At 74.2% G+C, this 17178-nt stretch carries 13 protein-coding genes; 7 read left to right on the top strand and 6 right to left on the bottom strand.

Annotated features, from left to right (window positions below):
* Window positions 1-63 precede the first annotated feature (63 nt).
* The gene (locus HL189_RS16160) at window positions 64-2934 is read left to right on the top strand and encodes a vitamin B12-dependent ribonucleotide reductase (protein ID WP_369134737.1); all 2871 of its coding nucleotides are present in this window, start codon (window positions 64-66) and stop codon (window positions 2932-2934) included.
* A 238-nt stretch (window positions 2935-3172) separates the two neighbouring features.
* Here HL189_RS16160 and HL189_RS16155 read toward each other — a convergent pair whose 3' ends face one another.
* Window positions 3173-3916 (bottom strand): helix-turn-helix transcriptional regulator, encoded by a 744-nt coding sequence (locus HL189_RS16155; RefSeq protein ID WP_369134736.1) that lies wholly within the window; start codon window positions 3914-3916, stop codon window positions 3173-3175.
* 53 nt (window positions 3917-3969) lie between these two features.
* Between HL189_RS16155 and HL189_RS16150 the strand changes: the two genes are divergently transcribed.
* Complete coding sequence (locus tag HL189_RS16150; protein ID WP_369134735.1) at window positions 3970-5181, top strand: MFS transporter; 1212 nt, start codon at window positions 3970-3972, stop codon at window positions 5179-5181.
* Between the two features lie 207 nt (window positions 5182-5388).
* On the opposite strand, the gene HL189_RS16145 is transcribed toward HL189_RS16150, so the two are convergent.
* On the bottom strand, window positions 5389-7077 hold the full coding sequence (locus HL189_RS16145; RefSeq protein ID WP_369134734.1) for an alpha/beta hydrolase: 1689 nt from the start codon (window positions 7075-7077) through the stop codon (window positions 5389-5391).
* 178 nt (window positions 7078-7255) lie between these two features.
* Here HL189_RS16145 and HL189_RS16140 point away from each other — a divergent pair, with 178 nt between their 5' ends.
* On the top strand, window positions 7256-8332 hold the full coding sequence (locus HL189_RS16140) for a DUF3616 domain-containing protein (protein ID WP_369134733.1): 1077 nt from the start codon (window positions 7256-7258) through the stop codon (window positions 8330-8332).
* A gap of 14 nt (window positions 8333-8346) precedes the next feature.
* Here HL189_RS16140 and HL189_RS16135 read toward each other — a convergent pair whose 3' ends face one another.
* Window positions 8347-8850, bottom strand: a complete 504-nt coding sequence (locus HL189_RS16135; RefSeq protein WP_369134732.1) for a VOC family protein — start codon at window positions 8848-8850, stop codon at window positions 8347-8349.
* Window positions 8851-9021: 171 nt separating this feature from the next.
* Between HL189_RS16135 and HL189_RS16130 the strand changes: the two genes are divergently transcribed.
* Together HL189_RS16130 and crcB are read left to right on the top strand one after the other, a co-directional pair.
* On the top strand, window positions 9022-9471 hold the full coding sequence (locus tag HL189_RS16130) for a CrcB family protein (protein ID WP_369134731.1): 450 nt from the start codon (window positions 9022-9024) through the stop codon (window positions 9469-9471).
* On the top strand, window positions 9468-9833 hold the full coding sequence (gene crcB / locus HL189_RS16125; RefSeq protein WP_369134730.1) for a fluoride efflux transporter CrcB: 366 nt from the start codon (window positions 9468-9470) through the stop codon (window positions 9831-9833). The genes HL189_RS16130 and crcB overlap by 4 nt, the downstream gene beginning before the upstream one ends.
* A gap of 108 nt (window positions 9834-9941) precedes the next feature.
* On the opposite strand, the gene HL189_RS16120 is transcribed toward crcB, so the two are convergent.
* Window positions 9942-10448, bottom strand: a complete 507-nt coding sequence (locus tag HL189_RS16120) for a cupin domain-containing protein (RefSeq protein WP_369134729.1) — start codon at window positions 10446-10448, stop codon at window positions 9942-9944.
* A gap of 147 nt (window positions 10449-10595) precedes the next feature.
* Between HL189_RS16120 and HL189_RS16115 the strand changes: the two genes are divergently transcribed.
* Together HL189_RS16115 and HL189_RS16110 are read left to right on the top strand one after the other, a co-directional pair.
* Window positions 10596-12914 (top strand): helix-turn-helix domain-containing protein, encoded by a 2319-nt coding sequence (locus HL189_RS16115; protein ID WP_369134728.1) that lies wholly within the window; start codon window positions 10596-10598, stop codon window positions 12912-12914.
* Window position 12915: 1 nt separating this feature from the next.
* Window positions 12916-14430, top strand: a complete 1515-nt coding sequence (locus HL189_RS16110; RefSeq protein WP_369134727.1) for a flavin-containing monooxygenase — start codon at window positions 12916-12918, stop codon at window positions 14428-14430.
* On the opposite strand, the gene HL189_RS16105 is transcribed toward HL189_RS16110, so the two are convergent.
* Both HL189_RS16105 and HL189_RS16100 read right to left on the bottom strand, forming a co-directional pair.
* Complete coding sequence (locus tag HL189_RS16105; protein WP_369134726.1) at window positions 14366-16564, bottom strand: MMPL family transporter; 2199 nt, start codon at window positions 16562-16564, stop codon at window positions 14366-14368. The genes HL189_RS16110 and HL189_RS16105 overlap by 65 nt on opposite strands.
* Before the next feature lie 5 nt (window positions 16565-16569).
* Window positions 16570-17169 (bottom strand): TetR/AcrR family transcriptional regulator, encoded by a 600-nt coding sequence (locus tag HL189_RS16100; protein WP_369134725.1) that lies wholly within the window; start codon window positions 17167-17169, stop codon window positions 16570-16572.
* Window positions 17170-17178 lie beyond the last annotated feature (9 nt).

The following is a 17178-nucleotide window of genomic DNA, read 5'->3' as shown; positions in this document are numbered from 1 at the left end:
CAGGCAGCACCCATCGCGGCGCTTCCCCCGCCGCAGCCCCACCACAGGGAGAGCTCGAACACCATGACCGAGACCGAAGACCGCCTGTCCACCCGTGCTCGTCGCGGCGGGAAGGCGCCAGCCCGGGGGAAGGGCCTGAAGGTCAAGCGGGTCTTCACGACCGCGGGCGTGCACCCGTACGACGCGGTCGCCTGGGAGCGCCGCGACGTGGTCATGACCAACTGGCGGGACGGCTCGATCAACTTCGAGCAGCGCGGTGTCGAGTTCCCGTCCGAGTGGAGCATCAACGCCACCAACATCGTCACCACCAAGTACTTCCGGGGCGCGGTCGGCACCCCGCAGCGGGAGACGAGCCTGCGGCAGCTGATCGACCGGGTCGTGCTGACCTACGGCGAGGCCGGCCGCGAGCACGGCTACTTCGCCACCGAGGGCGACGCGGAGGTCTTCGAGCAGGAGCTGACCTGGATGCTCCTGCACCAGTACTTCAGCTTCAACAGCCCGGTCTGGTTCAACGTCGGCACGAGCGCCCCGCAGCAGGTCAGCGCCTGCTTCATCCTCGCCGTCGACGACACGATGGACTCGATCCTCAACTGGTACCGCGAGGAGGGGTTGATCTTCAAGGGCGGCTCCGGCGCGGGTCTCAACCTCTCCCGCATCCGCTCCTCCAAGGAGCTGCTCTCCTCCGGCGGCACGGCCTCCGGCCCGGTCTCCTTCATGCGCGGCGCCGACGCCTCCGCGGGCACCATCAAGTCCGGCGGGGCGACCCGGCGGGCGGCGAAGATGGTCGTCCTCGACATCGACCACCCCGACATCGAGGAGTTCATCGAGACCAAGGCGCGCGAGGAGGACAAGATCCGCGCGCTGCGGGACGCCGGGTACGACATGGACCTCGGCGGCCGGGACATCACCAGCGTCCAGTACCAGAACGCCAACAACTCGGTCCGGGTCAGCGACGAGTTCATGCGCGCGGTCGACGAGGGCGCCGACTTCGGCCTGCGGGCCCGGTCCGACGGCTCGGTCCTCGAGACCGTCGACGCCCGTGAGCTCTTCCGCAAGGTCACCAAGGCGGCCTGGGAGTGCGCCGACCCGGGCATCCAGTACGACGACACGATCAACGACTGGCACACCAACCCCGAGACCGGGCGGATCAACGCCTCGAACCCGTGCTCGGAGTACATGAGCCTGGACAACAGCTCGTGCAACCTGGCGTCGCTGAACCTCATGAAGTTCCTCGCCGCCGACGGCACCTTCGACTCCAGGAACTTCGTGAAGGCCGTCGAGCTGGTCATCACCGCGATGGACATCTCGATCTGCTTCGCCGACTTCCCGACCGAGCCGATCGGTGAGACCACCCGCGCCTACCGACAGCTGGGCATCGGCTACGCCAACCTCGGCGCGCTGCTGATGGCCACCGGCCACGCGTACGACTCGCGGGGCGGCCAGACCCTGGCTGCGGCGATCACCTCGCTGATGACCGGCACCGCCTACCGCCGCTCCGCCGAGCTGGCCGGCATCGTCGGCGCCTACGACGGCTACGCCCGCAACGCCGACGCGCACGCCCGGGTCATGCGCAAGCACGCCGCGGCCAACGACGCGGTGCGTCCGGTCGGCGCCGACGACGCCGACGTCCTCAAGGCCGCCACGGCGCAGTGGCAGGAGTGCCTGGCGATCGGCGCCGAGCACGGCTGGCGGAACGCGCAGGCGTCGGTGCTGGCCCCCACCGGGACCATCGGCTTCATGATGGACTGCGACACGACCGGCATCGAGCCGGACTTCTCGCTGGTCAAGTTCAAGAAGCTGGTCGGCGGCGGCTCCATGCAGATCGTCAACCAGACGGTGCCGCGGGCGCTGAAGAGCCTGGGCTACCAGGACGAGCAGATCGAGGCGATCGTCGAGTACATCGCCGAGCACGGGCACGTCGTCGACGCCCCGAGCCTGCGTCCCGAGCACTACGAGGTGTTCGACTGCGCGATGGGCGAGCGGGCCATCTCCCCGATGGGCCACGTCCGGATGATGGCGGCCGTCCAGCCGTTCATCTCCGGCGCCATCAGCAAGACGGTCAACATGCCCGAGACGGCGACCGTCGAGGACGTCGAGGACATCTACTTCCAGGGCTGGAAGCTGGGCATCAAGGCGCTGGCCATCTACCGGGACAACTGCAAGGTGGGTCAGCCGCTCTCCGACGCCAAGGCCAAGAAGGTGGAGGTGAAGGTCGAGGAGGTCGCGGCGTCGGCCACCGCGCTGTCGCACCCGGTGCGCAAGCGGCTGCCGAAGAAGCGGACGAGCATGACCACGTCCTTCAGCGTGGCCGGCGCCGAGGGCTACATGACCGCCGGCATGTACGAGGACGGCAGCCTGGGCGAGGTCTTCCTCAAGCTCGGCAAGCAGGGCTCGACGCTGGCCGGAGTCATGGACGCCTTCTCGATCGGAATCTCGATCGCGCTGCAGCACGGTGTGCCGCTGGAGACCTACATCCAGAAGTTCACCAACATGCGGTTCGAGCCGGCCGGCATGACCGACGACCCGGACATCCGCATCGCGCAGTCGGTGATGGACTACATCTTCCGTCGCCTGGCGCTGGACCACCTGCCGGTGGACAAGCGGGCCAACCTCGGCATCTTCAGCGCCGAGGAGCGGGCCGCCCAGGTGGCCGGCTACGGCTCCTCGGCCGCGACCTCCGCGGTCACCGAGGAGGAGGTCGACCTGGAGGCGCTGCGCAGCTCCGCCCCGACCGAGACCCACGTCGAGGAGAAGGCCGAGCTGGAGTCGCCCACGAAGGCCGTCAAGGAGGCCCACTCCTCGGCTGAGCTGCTGGAGCTGGTCACCGGCACCGCGACCGACGCGCCGCTGTGCATGACCTGCGGCACGAAGATGCGCCCGGCCGGCAGCTGCTACGTCTGCGAGGGCTGCGGCTCCACCAGCGGCTGCAGCTGATGGCGAGGCTTGCCGGGATGTCAGTGCGATCCTCGCCTGATGTCCCGGCAAGCTCGGCGCCATGTCGGCGGGATCGACACTGACGTTCCTCGTCAGGCGCCGCGCCCGAGGGCTGGGTGCCGCCGGAGGGCCGGCAGCCGGATCAGGCGATGGACCCGGCGCCGGCTGGCCGGCAGCTCCGGCCCAGCGACGGCCTTACGAGGACGCAACCGGCGTGGAGCGGGCGTCGGCAGGCACGTCAGGACGTCGGATGCGATCCCGGTGTGTGGCCGAAGGTGCGGCGGAAGACGTCGATGAACGCGCTGGTCGACGCCCAGCCACACCGGTGCGCCACGGCGGTCACCGGCATCCCGTCGGCGAGCAGGACCAGTGCGGCATGGAGCCGCAGCTGGGTGCGCCACTGCGTGAAGGTCATGCCGAGGTCGCTGCGGAACAGCCGGGACAAGGTGCGATCGCTCGCTCCGACCTCCCGCCCCAGCTCGGCGAGGGTGCGGCCGTCGGCCGGATCGGCCAGCAGGATGCCGCAGAGGCTGGACAGCAGCGGCGAGGCCGGCGTCGGCAGGTGCAGCGGCTGTTGCGGTGAGGCCCGCAGCTGGTCGAGCAGGACCGCGCGCAGGCGGGTGCGTTCGGGGCTGTCGTCGTCCGGCGTGTGGGTGTACGTGACGATCAGCTCGCGCAGCAGCGGGCTGACGGCCAGCACGGTCGGCGCGGTCAGCCCGAGCGGGTTCTCGGTGGCGGGGAGCCCCACCAGGTGCAGGTCGAGCTCGCCGCGGGCCTGGTGGGCGTGCACGGTACCGGCCGGCACCCAGATGGCACGGGTGGACGGCGCGACCCAGGAGCCCGCGCTGGTCGTGATCGTCAACACACCGCGCCCGGCGTAGACGATCTGGTGGTCATCGTGCCGATGGGCGTTGATCTCGCCGCCGGACGCCAGCCGCTGCGTTCGGGTGGGGGCGACCGGAGTGTGGCGGATCGGCGACATCACCGGGCAGGTTATCGGAAGCGGGACAGGCCGCCGGCTCGGAGCATAAGGGTGTGCTGAGGAAGTCGTCGATCACCCTGCTGTCCCTCGGGCACGCCTGCGTCGACGTCTACCAGGGCGCCGTGGCGGCCCTCGTCCCGTACTTCGTCGCCGAACGCGCGTACGGCTACGCCGCCGCCGCGGGGCTCGTCCTGGCCGCCTCCGTGCTGTCCTCGGTGGCCCAGCCGCTGTTCGGTCTCCTCACCGACCGCTGGGCCATGCCGTGGCTCCTGCCGGTGAGCACGCTGCTCGGCGGTGTGGGCATCGCCCTGTGCGGTCTGAGCGGCTCCTATGGGCTCACCCTCGTCTTCATCGCGGTGTCCGGCGTCGGGGTGGCCGCCTACCATCCTGAGTCCGCTCGGGTGGCCCGGCTCGCCAGCGGGGGCAGCCACAGCGCGATGGCCTGGTTCTCGGTGGGCGGCAACTTCGGTTTCGCGACGTCGCCGCTCCTGGTCGCCGTCGTCGTGGGCTCAGGCGGGTTGCGCATGACACCGCTGCTGGTGCTGCCGGCGCTGGTCGGCGTCGCGGTGTGCCTGCCGGTGCTGCACGCGCTGGGCCGGCGGCAGGTCGGCGGGACCGGCACGGGAGCACCGGCCAGGCCCGACGACAGGGCGTCGTTCGTGAAGCTGTCGCTGGCGGTGATCTGCCGCTCGATCGTCTTCGTCGGGCTCAGCACCTTCATCTCGCTGTACGCCACGCAGAACATGGGCGGCAGCACGGCAGCGGGCACCGCGGCTCTGTTCGTGCTCTACCTCGGCGGCGCCGTCGGGGCCGTCCTGGGCGGCGCGCTGGCCGATCGCTGGGGCCGGGTCGCGGTCTGCCGATGGTCGTACCTGCTCACGGTCGGCGCGGTCGCCGGCGCTGTGTTCGTGCCGGGACCCGCCATGTACCCGTTCCTGGCGCTGACCTCGGCAGGCCTGTACGTCCCGTTCTCGCTGCAGGTCACCCTCGGGCAGGACTACCTGCCCTCACGGATCGGGACCGCCAGCGGGATCACCCTCGGCCTGACCGTCAGCATCGGCGGCCTGGTGAGCCCGCTCATCGGCCGCGTCGCCGAGGCCACCTCCCTGCAGACCGCCCTGGCTCCGCTGATCCTGATGCCGGTGCTGAGCTGGCTGCTCTTCCGCTCCCTTCCCGAACCGGCCGCCCCGCGGTTCGTGGGTGCTGCGCATCCGGAGCGGGGCGGTGCCGACACCGCCCTCCCCGCCGGACCCGACCGCCGCTGACCGGCCTGCACCACCAGCTGCTCGTGGAGCGGTACAAGAACACCGCGGATCAGGCGTTCGACCTGCTGGCACGGGCCGGCCCGGACAAGAACCGCACGAGGTCGCCGAGTGCCTCACGCGCACCGGTGTGCTCACCGCGGAACGCGAGCGGGTCCGGCCCGCCTGACCGGCCGGGGCCGCTCCCGTGGGCGGGGCCCCGCCACCGCGTCAGCGGGCGTGCAGGGCGCGGCGCACAGACGGCGGGACGGCGCCCGCGTGCAGGGCGGCCGCGGCCGCGGCGTCGCTCGCGGTGAGCGCCGACGTCGGTCCGAACGGCGTTCCCTCGGGTGCGCACACGGTGCCCGCCTCGGGCAGCTCACCGCTCACCAGGTACCGGGTGACGTGGGCGTCCACGCAGAAGTTGCCGGCGGCGAAGAAGGCGGCGTGCCCCCACCCGCCGTAGGTCAGCAGCCGCGAGTTGGGCAGCAGCTCCGACGCAGCCACCGCGCCCTGGTACGGGGTGGCCGGGTCGAACTCGTTGCCGACGACCAGCACCGGTGAGGACGTCTCGGCCGTCCACGGACCGAGGTAGCGGTCCTGCCCCGCGGTGGCCGGCCACGAGGCGCAGGCACTGAAGGTCCAGTTCCACAGCCGGCCGAAGTGGCCGTACGCCTCCTCGGCGCTGTCCGCGGCCGCCTGCCACGCCTCGAGCGAGGTCGGGTTGACGCTGTCGGAGCACCCGACCCCGGTCGGGCCCTCGATGACGTTCGGGTACTCCTCCTGCAACGCCGCCTCCAGCCCCAGGCCGGTCCGGATGGCGGCCAGGCGCTGCCCGAGCACCTCCGGCCCGACCTGCTGCTCCAGGTCGGCGACGAACACCGCGAGGTCGGGCCAGGTGAACGGCGCGTACAGCGCGCCGAGCGTCACGGCGATCAGGTCCTGGTAGGTGAGCGCGAACGTCTCGCCGGTGACCGGGTCGACCGTCGTCATCGGCTGCGCGCGCAGCCGCTCGGCCAGCGCCGTGAACCGCCCGCCCGCGTCCCCGGAGAGGACGCAGTCCGGACCGGCCTCGTCGCACAGCCGGAAGAACTCCTCGAGGGTGCGTCGGGCCCCGTCGGCGCTCTGGATGCGGGTGCCGAACGGGGTGGTCTCGCCGTCCTGGCCGTAGCCGGTGCTCCAGGCGATCGGGTCGACGACGGCGTCGATCACGAAGGCGCCGACCCGGTCGGGGAACAGGTTGGCGTAGTTCTGACCGAGCACCGAGCCGTAGGAGAAGCCGAGGTAGTTCAGCTCCTCGTCGCCGAACGCCTCCCGCAGCACGTCCATGTCGCGCGCCACGTCGGCGGTGGACATGTGGTCGAGGATCGCGCCGCCGTTGCGGCCGCAGGCAGCGGACAGCTGGTCGTCGAACAGCCGCTGGGCCTCCTCCTCGGCCGGGGTGTCCGGGAACGCGAACGTCGGCAGGATCGCGAAGACCTGGTCCAGGTTCTCGAAGCAGCGCAGCGGCGTGCTGAGGTTGATCCCGCGCGGGTCGAACCCGACGATGTCGAACCGGGCCCGCAGCTCCAGCGGCAGGACGTCGGCGACGGCGCGGGCGAACTGGACGCCGGAGCCCCCCGGGCCGCCCGGGTTGAGCAGCAGCGAGCCGATGCGCTGAGCCGGGTCACCGGCCGGCAGCCGGACCACCTCGATGTCGATCTGCGCGCCCTCCGGGTCGCCGTGGTCCAGCGGGACCGGCACCGCGGCGCACTGGAAGCCGTCCCGGCACTCCGTCCAGGACACGTCGGGGACGGCAGCGAGGCCGGCCGACGGCGCGGCGGCCGCGGGCGGCGCGAGCAGGGCCCCGCTCAGCGCCGCCACGGCGACGGCGGAGGACACGACGCGGCTGCGGCCGCGCGACAGCACTGGGTGGAGCATGCGGACCCCCGTGGTGGTCAGGCAGCCGGTACGTGACGTCGGCGGCGCTGCCTGAAGCTACCGGCGGTGGTCGCCGAAGGCCATGCGCGAAAGGGCAGCATCACCGCCGGTCACCTCCCACGCCCCCGGTGGCGGGGAAACCGGGGGAACACCGGGGGAGCCGTGCCAGGGTGGCGTCGTGACGGTGGAGCGGACGGTCGAGCTGCACTTCGATGAGTCGGCCCGGGCCGCCGGCACCCACACCAACCTCTCGGCCGTCCGGAGCGATGGCCCCGTCCTCTGGGTCGCCGGCGACGAGACCGCGACGATCGAGCGGCTCATCGCCGACGACCCCGAGAACCCGCGCCGCTACGCGCACCGGACGAGCGTCCGGCTGGCCGACCTCGTGGACCTGCCCGGGGCCGGGGGCGATGAGGAGGAGGCGGACGTCGAGGGTCTGGCCCGGCACGGCGCCTTCCTGTGGGCGGTCGGGTCGCACAGCCTGCGCCGGAAGCGGATCAAGCCCCGGCAGGACGGCGAGAAGGCCCTGCGCCGCCTGGCCAGGGTCACCGGTCAGCCCAACCGCCAGGTCCTGGTGCGGCTGCCGGTCGCCGTCGTCGACGGCCTGCCCACCGTCGTGCCCGAGATCGAGCTGGACGGCGTCCGCCACCGGGCCGCGTCGTTCGGCGCGCACGGCAGCGATCTGCGCCAGCTCCTGGCCGGCGACGAGCACCTCGGCCCGTTCCTGCCGCTGCCCGGCAAGGACAACGGGCTGGACGTCGAGGGCATCGCCGTCGCCGGGTCGCGGGTGTACCTGGGCCTGCGGGGGCCGGTGCTGCGCGGCTGGGCGGTGGTCCTGGAGCTGCGCCCCCAGGCCGACCCCGACGCGCCGGAACGCCTGCGGCTGGCGCCCTTCGACGACGGCCGGCCCTACCGCAAGCACGTGCTGGACCTGCAAGGCCTCGGTGTGCGCGACCTCTGCCCGCACCAGGACGACCTGCTCGTGCTCGCCGGGCCGACCATGGACCTCGACGGTCCGGTGCGCGTCGTCCGCTGGCAGGGCGCCCTGCGGGCCGACCAGCCGCAGGTGGTGCGCGGCGACCTGCTCACCCGCGAGCTCGACGTCCCCCACGGCGAGGGGTGCGACCACGCGGAGGGCATCGGGCTGCTCGGTCCGACCGTCCCCCCGCGGCTGCTGGTCGTCTACGACAGCCCGTCCCCGGCCCGGCTGACCGCCGACCACGGCGTGCTCGCCGACGTGCTCCGGCTGGGATGAGCACCCGCGGCCCCTCACAGCACGTGAGAGCCGTACATCTCGCCGAGCGGGTCGGCGATCAGCTCGATGCGGGCGCCGTCGGGGTCGCGGAAGTAGACCGAGACGCCGCTGTGCACCTCGTGCGGGACACCCGCGTCGGTGAGCCGCTGCACCAGCGCCTCCCACCGCTGCGGCTCCACGCTGATGGCCAGGTGGTGCAGCCCGCCGAGCACCTCGGCGTAGGGGCCGACGTCCAGCCCGGGGAAGTCGAAGAACGCGAGCAGGTTGCCGTGGCCGATGTCGAAGAAGAAGTGCGAGGAGCCGGGGTAGTCGCGGTTCTCGATGAGCTCGGTGAGCGGGAAGCCCAGCACGTCCTGGTAGAAGCGGATGGTCCGTTCGACGTCGCTGCTGATCAGCGCGGTGTGGTGCAGGCCCCGTGCGGTGGAGGCGGGCCGCTGCCCGGCGGGCTGGAGGTGGGCCTCGCGGATGCGGGCGCGCTCGGCCTCCAGCGCGGCCGGGTCGGGGGTCGTGGTCGTCATCGGAGGCGTCCTCTCGGTCGGCGGCGGGCCGTCGCCCGAACCATGCCCCGAGCGGCCTCGCCGTGGGGCGGATCGGGGAGCGGCAACGCGGCAGTACCCTCGGCCGCCGGGACGACCGCCCGTCGACCGCCGTGGTCGGCGGCGCCCCCCTCTCCCGCGGAGCCGCAGCCGGTGAAGACGCAGGACCAGCCCGCGCCGGGCCGGCAGCGGTCCTGGGACGTGCTCGCCGCGGTCGCCACCGGTGGGGTGCTCGGGGCCGAGGCCCGCTACGGCCTGTCGCTGCTCGTGCCGCACCCCGCCGGGCAGTGGCCGTGGGCGACCTGGCTGGTCAACATCAGCGGCTGCTTCCTCATCGGCGTCCTCATGGTCGTCGTCACCGAGCTCACCTCCCCGCACCGCCTGGTCCGCCCCTTCCTCGGGGTCGGCGTGCTGGGCGGCTACACCACCTTCTCCACGGCCATGGTGGACGTGCAGCAGCTGGCGCTGGCCGGGCGGGCGGGCGCGGCGCTGGGCTACCTGCTCGGGACCCTGGCCGCCGCCGTCCTCGCCACGTACGCCGGGGCGACGCTCGCCCGCTCGCTGGGCCGGCGTGCCCGGTTTCCCGGGACGGAGCCGCGGTGACCGTCCTCTGGGTGGCGCTGGGTGCGGCGATCGGCGCCCCGGCCCGCTACCTCACCGACCGGGCGGTGCAGCGCCGGCACGACGGCATCTTCCCGTGGGGCACGCTGACGGTGAACGTGGCCGGGTCCTTCCTCCTCGGCCTGCTGACCGCGCTCAGCGCCCGGCTCCCTCCCGCGGTGGCCGCTGCGGTGGGCATCGGCTTCTGCGGCGCCCTCACCACGTACAGCACCTTCAGCTCCGACGTGCTCCGTCTGCTGGAGGCCGGCGCGCGGCGCCACGCGCTGGCCGACGTCGTCGTGAGCCTGCTGGGCGGGCTGGGCGCCGTCGCCCTCGGCTGGACCCTCGGCACCTGGCTCGCCTGACATCGGGATGGCCCTCGCGCCATCGGCCGCCCCCTCGTTCGCGGCCGATGGCACGAGGTGTCCGTCGCACCGCCGCCCGGGGTCACGGGGCCGAGGTGGGGGTGACGGTCAGCCGGGCGCTGATCCCCGGCTGAGGTCTCGTCGCACCGGGACCAGCTCGACGCCGCACTCCGCCAGCGCGCGGGTGAGGTGCCGGTACGACTCGGCGGCCGGGTCGGCCGACGCGTTCGCCAGGTGCTCCGGTACGTCGCCGAGCTCCTGGCCGGGGGTCTGCGTCACGAGCAGCCAGGCACCCGAGGCGCCGGTCCGGAACGACCGGAGCGCGCCCCGGGGCACGTACACCGCGGCTCCCGCGGTGAGGTCGGCTGGCGGTCCCTGGCCGGCCACCTCGACCGTCACGGTCCCGCTGACGACGACGATCGCCTCGTCCGCCGCGTGGTGGACGTAGGCCGGGCGCGCGGCCGAGGCCGAGGCGAAGACGTGGAAGGAGGCGAACGCCCCGGCCGTCAGGCTCGCCGGGACCACCTCGGAGATCCGGTCGCCCCAGGGCGTGCGGATCGCCGTCCGCACGGACGCGGCGGCGACGTGGACGGGTCGTCGGGCAGTCGGGGTCACCGTCGGCTCCTCCCCGTTCGGCGTCGGACGACGTCCACCCTGGTGGCCGGACGGGCGGACGGGGAACGGGCAGCACCCACACGATGCACACACACCGCGAACGAGCAGGTCCACGGCCGGACGGGTGCCGCCACCTAGCATCGGGGCGTGCCGGATCCCGCGGAGCCCTTCGGGGAGCGCCTCCGGACCCTCCGCGAGGCGGCGCACCTGACCCAGTCCGAGCTCGCCGAGCGGGCGGGCCTGAGCACCAACGGGGTGAGCGCCCTCGAGCGCCGGGTGCGGCGCCGTCCCCACCCGCACACGGTGCGCGCACTCGCCGCCGCGCTGGCGGCCTCCGACGCCGACCGGGAGTGGCTGTTCGCCGGCGTGCGACCCGACCAGGAAGCCGCGGGTCCACCCGCCCACCCCCAGTCCCTCCCGGCGCCGACGACGTCGCTGGTCGGGCGGGATGCCGACGTGACCGAGGTGGTCCGGCTGCTGGCCGCGCCGCTTCCCCGGCTGCTCACGCTGACCGGCCCCGGGGGCGTCGGCAAGACGAGGCTCGCCGTCGAGGCCGCGCGGCTCGCCACCCCCGGCTTCCAGGACGGCGTCGCCTTCGTCCCGCTGGCGCCGGTCGCCGATCCGGACGCCGTGCCCGCCGCCGTGGCCCGCGAGCTCGGGCTGCGGGAGCTCGCCCCCGGCTCCGGCGACCCGGTGGCGGCCCTGGTCGACCGGCTGCGACCGCTGGAGCTGCTGCTCGTCCTCGACAACTTCGAGCACCTCGCCGCGGCCGCTCCTGCCGTCGCCGACGTCCTCGCCGGCTGCCCCGGGCTCACCGTGCTGGTGACCAGCCGCGCGCCGCTGCGGGTCCGCGGCGAGCAGGAGCACGTGGTGCGGCCGCTGGCGCTGCCCGGCTCGACGCAGGACCCCGACCCCGCCGCGGTGACCGGATCGGCGGCCGGCGAGCTGTTCGTCGTCCGGGCCCGCTCGGTGCTGCCGTCCTTCGAGGTCTCCGCGGCCACCGCGGCAGACGTCGCGGCGATCTGCTGGCGGCTGTCCGGCCTGCCGCTGGCGCTGGAGCTCGCCGCCACGCACGTGCGGCTGCTGTCCCCGGCCGACCTGCTGGGCCGGCTGGACCAGGCGCTGGCCACCGGGTGGACGCTGGACCTGCCGGTGCGGCAGCGCGGGCTGCGGACCACCCTCGACTGGTCCCGAGACCTGCTGCACCCGGCCGCGCGCACGCTGTTCCCGCGGCTGACCGTCTTCGCCGGGGGCTTCGACCTCGCCGGCGTGGAGGCGGTGGCGGCGCCCGCGCTGGCGCCGGCGGAGGTGCTGCCCGCGCTGGGCAACCTGGTCGAGCACTCCCTCGTCGTCGCCGTCCACCAGGACGACGGCGGGGTCCGCTACGACCTGCTGGAGCCGATCCGCCAGTACGCCGACTCGCTGCTGGCCGAGGAGGACCGGCGGCAGGTCACCGCCGCTCACGCCGAGCGGTACCTGCGGCTGGTCGAGGAAGCGGGTCCGGCGCTGCAGACCGGCGCGCAGGTCGCGTGGCTGCGCCGGCTGGAACGCGAGGACGGCAACGTCCGGCACGCGATCGCCGGGTCGCTGCGCACCGGGGACGCGGCGACCGCCGCCCGGATGGTGTGGTGGATGTGGCTGGCCTGGTGGCTGCGCGGCGGGGACCGGCAGGGCCGGGAGTGGGCCGAGGCGGCGCTGCGGGCGGACCTGGACGACGCCGTCCGCACCGGCGCGGCGCTGGCCGCGGCCTGCCTGGCCTACGTGCAGAGCGACTTCGAGGTGGCCGCCGCCCGGTGGGGCGAGGCACTGGAGTGCGCTCGGCGCACCGGGGACGTCGGCTTGCAGGCCAACGCGGTGGCCGGGCTCGGGCTCGGGCCGCTGGCCACCGGCGACCCGGCGACGGCGGAAGAACGCTTCCGCGCGGCGCAGGAGCTGGCCGAGCAGGCGGGGGAGGACTGGCTCGGGTCGCTGACGCTCGTGTGGCAGGGCACGGTGCGGCTGGTCAGCGGGGACGCCGGTACCGCCACCGGCCTGCTCGAGCGCGGGCTCGCGTCGGCCCGGCGGCGCGGCGACCGGCTGGTCACCTACGTCGCCCTCTACAACCTCGCCCAGGCCGCCACCGCCGAGGCGCTGTTCGACCGGGCCGGGGAGATGCTCCGCGAGGGGGTCGCCCTCTCCCAGGAGACCGGCGACCGGGCGAACACCGCGTACTTCCTCGATGCGCTCGCCGTCGTCGAGGGCGCCGCCGGGCGGTGGGAACGAGCGGCGGTGCTCATGGGCGCCGCGGAGGCGATGCTCAGCAGCTCCTTCGGCAGCGGGTACAACTACTACCTCCCCGACGCCGCGCTCAAGGAGCGGACCCTCCGCGACGGGCGCGCGGCACTGGGGCCGCGGTTCGACGAGGCGCTCGACCTGGGGCGGGCGCTCCCGGCCGACGTCGCGGTGCACCGGGCGCTGGCGGTGTGACGTGACCGCCGAGCACCTCGACGTCGTCATCGTGGGCGCCGGGATCTCCGGCATCGGCGTGGCGTGCCAGCTGCAGCGCGACCACCCTCAGCGGTCCGTCGCGCTGCTGGAGGCCCGCGGCGCCCTCGGTGGCACCTGGGACCTGTTCCGGTACCCCGGCGTCCGGTCCGACTCGGACCTGCACACGCTCGGGTACGCGTTCGCGCCCTGGCACGACGACCAGTCGATCGCCGACGGCGACCGGGTCCTCGCCTACCTGCGGACGACCGCCGCCGAGCACGGCGTCGACCGCCAGGTGCGCTTCCACTCCCGGGTGGTGGGCGCGTCCTGGTCCTCGGCGGAGGCCCGCTGGACCGTCGACGTCCGGCGCACCGACACCGGCGAGCGGACGACGCTGACCTGCGACTGGTTGTTCAGCGCCGCCGGCTACTACCGCTACGACGAGGGCTTCACCCCGCGGTTCGCCGGCCGGGAGCGGTACCGCGGCCAGGTCGTCCACCCGCAGTCCTGGCCCGCGGGTCTCGACCCCGCGGGCCGGCGGGTGCTGGTGATCGGCAGCGGCGCCACGGCGGTCACGCTGGTGCCCGCGCTGGCGGCCACCGCCGCGCACGTGACCATGCTCCAGCGCACGCCGACCTACGTGCTGCCGGTGCGCCGGGCGGACCCGGTGGCCCGGCGGCTGCGGTCGCTGCTCGGCGAGGAGCGCGCGTACCCGCTGATCCGGCGCAAGAACGTCGCGGTGCAGCGGGCGGTCTGGGCGTTCTGCCGGCGGTACCCGCAGGCCGCCCGCCGGCTCATCCGCCGGATCACTGCCGCGCAGCTGCCGGCGGGCTACCCGGTCGACGTGCACTTCGACCCGCCGTACGACCCGTGGCGCCAGCGGCTGTGCGTCGCCCCCGACGGGGACCTGTTCCGGGCCATCCGGGCCGGCAGCGCCACGGTGGTGACCGACCGGGTCGCCACCTTCACCGAGCGCGGGGTCCTGCTGGAGTCCGGCCGGGAGCTGGAGGCCGACCTGGTCGTCACCGCCACCGGCCTGTCCCTGCAGGCGTTCGGCGGCATCGCGCTGACCGTGGACGACGTCCCCGTGCACCCGCCGGACACGCTCACCTACAAGGGCCTGATGCTCTCCGGCGTCCCGAACTTCGCCTACGCGATCGGCTACACCCACGCGTCCTGGACGCTCAAGGTCGGGCTGGTCGCCGAGCACCTCGGCCGGCTGCTCGCCCATCTGGACGCGCACGGGTACGACGCCTGCCGGCCGGAGGTGAGCGGTCCGCCGATGCCGACCTCCCCGCTGCTGGACCTCACCGCGGGCTACGTCCGGCGCGGTGCCGGCGAGCTGCCCCGCCAGGGGGACCGGATGCCCTGGCGGACGGCGTCCGACCCCCGGTCCGACGCGGCGCTGCTGCGCCGCGTTCCCGACCCCGAGCTGACCTTCACCCGCCGGCTCAGTGCCCGGCGACCCCCACCGGCTGCCGCTCCTCGGCCCGGTGGTGCGCGCGGTGCTCGGTGAGCCCGGCGCCCTCGACGTCGAGGGTGGGCAGCCAGCCCAGCCAGCGGGGGAGCCACCAGGCCCGCCCACCGAGCAGCGCCAGCGCCGCCGGCACCAGCACCATCCGGACGGCGAAGGCGTCGAAGAGGATGCCGGCGGCCAGCGCGAACGCGATCGACTTGATGGTGGCGTCCCCGGCGGGCACGAACCCGGCGAACACCGAGAACATGATCAGCGCGGCGGCGACGACGACCGGAGCCGCCTGCCGGAAGCCGGTGCGGATCGCGTCCAGGGGTCCCTCGCCGTGGCTGTGCGCCTCGTGCATGCGCGACACCAGGAAGATCTGGTAGTCCATCGCCAGCCCGAACAGGATGCCGATCACCAGGATCGGCGTGAGGCTGATCAGCGGCCCGGTGCCGTCGAGGTTCACCACGTCGGCCAGCCAGCCCCACTGGAAGACGGCCACCGTGGCGCCGAGCGAGGCGCCGATGGTCAGCAGGAAGCCCAGCACGCCCACCAGCGGCACCAGCAGCGAGCGGAAGACGAGGACCAGCAGCACCAGCGCCAGGCCGACCACCAGGGTCAGGTACACCGGCATCGCCTCGTCGAGGCTCTGGGCGACGTCCACGCTGACCGCCGTCGCGCCGGTGACGGCGGCGTCCACCCCGTCGGTGCCGGCGAGCAGCTCCCGCAGGTCGGACACCAGCTGCTCGGTGGCCGGGTCGGTGGGGCCCGAGGCGGGGATGACGGTGAGCAGCGCGGCGGTGCCGTCGGCGTTCGGGGTCGGCGGGGTCACGAGGGCGACGTCGTCCAGGCCCAGGACCGCGCCGCTGACCTGCGCGGCGCTCTCCGCGGCGCCGCTGCCCTCGAACAGCACGACGATCGGCCCGTTGAACCCGGCGCCGAACCCGTCGGCGAGCAGATGGTCGGCCCGGGCCTGGGTGGAGTCCTCGGGCTGGGTCTGCACGAGGGTGGTCTGCATCGAGAAGAACGGGACGGCGACCGTCCCGAGCGCGACCACCGCCAGCAGCAGCGACAGGACGCGCCGGCGGGTGACCGTGGTGGCCCAGCCGACCAGGAAGCTGCGCCGGCCGGCGGCGTGCGCCGCGTGCCGGGGCCCGTGCGCCCCGGTGGAGCGCTGCGTGCGCGGCAGCGCCCGGTGCCCGAGGTACCCGAGCACGGCCGGCACCAGGGTCAGCGCGATGAGGACGGAGAAGACGATGGTCGCGGCCGCTGCGACGCCCATCTGGGTCAGGAACGGGATGCCGACGACGGCGAGCCCGGCCAGCGCGATGACGACGGTCAGGCCGGCGGTGACCACTGCCGAGCCGGCGGTGCCCGCGGCCAGCGCCACCGCGGTCCGGACGTCCGCGCCGCGCCGCAGCTCCTGCCGGTACCGGGTCACGATGAAGAGGGTGTAGTCGATGCCGACCGCCAGGCCGAGCATCGCGGCCAGGGTCGGGGTGGTCGAGGACAGCTCGGTGAAGCCGGTCGCGATGGTGATGCCCAGGACCCCGATGCCCACCCCGACGAGGGCGGTCACCAGGTTCATCCCGGCGGCGGCCAGCGAGCCGTAGGTGACGGCGAGCACCACCAGGGCGATCACGACGCCGATCGCCTCGGCGGGACCGCCGACGTGCGGCGGCACCTGGGTGGCCTCACCGGTGACCTCGACGGTGAGCCCGGTGCTCCGGGCGTCCTCGGCGGCGGCGAACAGGGCGTCCTGCTGGGCGGGGGTGACCTCGCCGGGCAGCGCCGTGTAGGTCACCGTGCTGTAGGCGGTGTCCTGGTCGGCGTTCACCGTGGGGGCCGCGGGGTCCAGCGGGTTGGTGGCCGACACGACCCCGGGCAGCTCGGTCAGGCCGGCGACCACGGTCGCGACGGTCGTGGCGTTCTCCGGGGTGGTGAGCGTCGCGCCGTCGGGGGCCTGCAGCACGACCGAGGCGGTGGCGCCGCCGCCGGTGCCGAACTCCTCGCCGATCCGCTCGAGCGCGGTGGTGGACTCCTGCCCGGGGATCGAGAAGGACGACGACGTCTCGCCGGCCAGGGTGGCCGCGCCGGCCCCACCGGCCACCAGGACGACCAGCCAGACGAGGACGACGCCCAGTCGGTGGCGGTGGGAGAAGGCCCCGAGTCGGGACAGCAGGACAGCCATGCGGATCAGGCCTCCACCTGGTGGGGACGGGACGAGGAGGTGCCCGGGCCGCGGTGGCCGAGCGCGTCGAAGCAGGTGGCGACGACGTGCGGCCGCCACGCGGTGGTCTGGTCGGAGTGGTGCGCCGCCAACGTCAGGACCGCGAGCGCGGCGAGCGCCCCGACGACCCGGACGGTGCGCTCCGAGGCCGCCGCCTCCGGGTCGACGCCGAACGCCTGCAGCGCCGCGGCGCTCGCGGCGTCCAGCTCGGGCGCGCCGGCGTCGGTGCCGCCCCGCAGGACCGGGGTGAGCAGCAGGGCGACCAGCCCGGGGTGAGCCACGGCGACGTCGACCAGCACCTCGATCGCGCGCCGGTCGCGGGCCGGGCCGGGCGGCAGGTCGTCCACCTGGTCGAGCACCCGCTGCCCGAGGGCGGCCGCCTGCGCGCGCACCGCGTCGTGCAGCGCGTCCTTGCTCGGGAAGTGGTGCAGCAGGCCGGCCTTGGACAGGCCGACCGCGTCGGCGATGTCCTGCACCGACGTCTTCGCGAAGCCGCGTTGGGCGAACAGGGTGGCGGCCCGGTCGAGGATGCTCTCGTCGATCTGCTGCCGGAACGGTCGGACCACAGCCGCGAC

Origin of the sequence: Modestobacter sp. I12A-02662 (assembly GCF_041028325.1) — a bacterium.
Taxonomy (GTDB): Bacteria; Actinomycetota; Actinomycetes; order Mycobacteriales; family Geodermatophilaceae; genus Modestobacter.
Note: the sequence above shows the minus strand (reverse complement) of the source record. Positions and strands in the feature narration are given on the sequence as shown.

Bases quoted from the DNA above. Each gene is read 5' to 3' on its own strand.
- HL189_RS16160 (WP_369134737.1), top strand. From the start codon at position 64: ATGACCGAGACCGAAGACCGCCTGTCCACCCGTGCTCGTCGCGGCGGG.
- HL189_RS16155 (WP_369134736.1), bottom strand. From the start codon at position 3,916: ATGTCGCCGATCCGCCACACTCCGGTCGCCCCCACCCGAACGCAGCGG.
- HL189_RS16145 (WP_369134734.1), bottom strand. From the start codon at position 7,077: ATGCTCCACCCAGTGCTGTCGCGCGGCCGCAGCCGCGTCGTGTCCTCC.
- HL189_RS16135 (WP_369134732.1), bottom strand. From the start codon at position 8,850: ATGACGACCACGACCCCCGACCCGGCCGCGCTGGAGGCCGAGCGCGCC.
- HL189_RS16105 (WP_369134726.1), bottom strand. From the start codon at position 16,564: ATGGCTGTCCTGCTGTCCCGACTCGGGGCCTTCTCCCACCGCCACCGA.